The 1235-nt window shown below is 44.3% G+C and carries 2 protein-coding genes and 1 pseudogene; all 3 read right to left on the bottom strand.

What is annotated here, in order from left to right:
• Positions 1–143: 143 nt before the first annotated feature.
• The 3 genes and pseudogenes from PX481_RS27200 to PX481_RS27210 all read right to left on the bottom strand — a co-directional run bounded on the left by PX481_RS27200 (position 144) and on the right by PX481_RS27210 (position 1233).
• Entirely contained in the window at positions 144–371 is a 228-nt protein-coding gene (locus PX481_RS27200) for a hypothetical protein (RefSeq protein ID WP_016516182.1), read from the bottom strand.
• A 2-nt stretch (positions 372–373) separates the two neighbouring features.
• A pseudogene (locus PX481_RS27205) lies at positions 374–847 on the bottom strand (type II toxin-antitoxin system VapC family toxin).
• Positions 848–990: 143 nt separating this feature from the next.
• Complete coding sequence (locus tag PX481_RS27210; protein ID WP_002761871.1) at positions 991–1233, bottom strand: DUF433 domain-containing protein; 243 nt, start codon at positions 1231–1233, stop codon at positions 991–993.
• Between the last annotated feature and the right edge of the window lie 2 nt (positions 1234–1235).

Below are 1235 nucleotides of genomic sequence, written 5' to 3' on the forward strand. Positions count from 1 at the left end.
ACAAAAATTTACAATTATTCGACCTTTAGCGATCGCTATCGGGGGATAGTTGTTTTTTGTTACAGCAGTGGGGAGAAGGGAGCGGGTTTTTCAAGTTGGATTGGGGGTTAATCATGCTATTAAAAACCGATTCAGTATAACGGCTAAGTTGAGCGGCGGCTAATATCCTTTGCACCACTATCAATATCTCTCGCTCGTCCGCTCCAACGTGTTGTTAGACCGTGTTTTCGAGATAAGGTTACAACTTCTCTGCCACTTTCAGCTTGTTGCTTTTGCAAATCAGCAAAGATGGCTTTCAAGTCATGATTGAATGACCGAGAGTACTCTTCACGAATTTTGTGGATCTCTTCCACAATCTCATCCTGAAACATAATCAACCTCCGAGAAGTTCATAGGGTGTACAAAGAATTGGCAACTCGTAGCCAAAATCAAGGCTGATCTCTGCCAACTTTCCCTGAATTTGAGCATTGGCGATGTGCTTGCAATTCCAGGTGAGCAGGTAATCCATGCCGTGAACGGTTGCGGCGGCGATATGAACAGCATCAATATCAGCTTTTGCGGGAAGGTTGCTGCGTTCCAAAAATTGCTCTGCTAAATCTAGCACAGCTTGGTTCAAGTCGAGTAAAGATAGATTAGCAAGGATTTATAGTCGTTGAGATGCGATCACAACATCACCTTGTGAGGTTTCTTTCACGACCGCTTGGGATGAGTAAAGTTGAAAATCGCCGCGACGTGTATTCCACCACTCCTTCGTCACCTCAATATTTGCGGCCACAACAATATCTCTGCTGGGTCGAGCAGTAAGATAGCCTAAGATACTGGTTTCAATATAGACGGTTTCGCTCACGGCAATCTAGAAAATCTATCCAATGCCTATCCTACCGCATTTAATCTTGGTTCTGAGGGTGTTGGGTAACAGTCGTCAACCCAACCTTGTACGTGAAATATTCTTGTCAGCATAAAGTTGCCGCAGAAAGCGGTAGTCCCTGATCAAGCAACAGCTTCATAGCGATTAGGAAGTTCAATGATGCGATCATCCAAGTAAGAAGAGGCAAAAATTAGGGCTTGTCGAATATCTTCATCCTCCAGTTCCGGAAACTCTTGATGTAATTCTGCTCGATCGGGATAAGTTGCCAGTAGCTCAATCACTCGACGAACCGTAAGGCGAAGATTACGGATGCAGGGTTGCCCATTCATACGGTTTGGATTGCTCGTAATACGATCTAGTTTCATTA

The sequence above is a fragment of the Microcystis sp. M53603_WE2 genome (assembly GCF_030065435.1).

Coding starts and splice junctions, on each gene's coding strand:
- PX481_RS27200 (WP_016516182.1), bottom strand. CDS start 371: ATGTTTCAGGATGAGATTGTGGAAGAGATCCACAAAATTCGTGAAGAG.
- PX481_RS27210 (WP_002761871.1), bottom strand. CDS start 1,233: ATGAAACTAGATCGTATTACGAGCAATCCAAACCGTATGAATGGGCAA.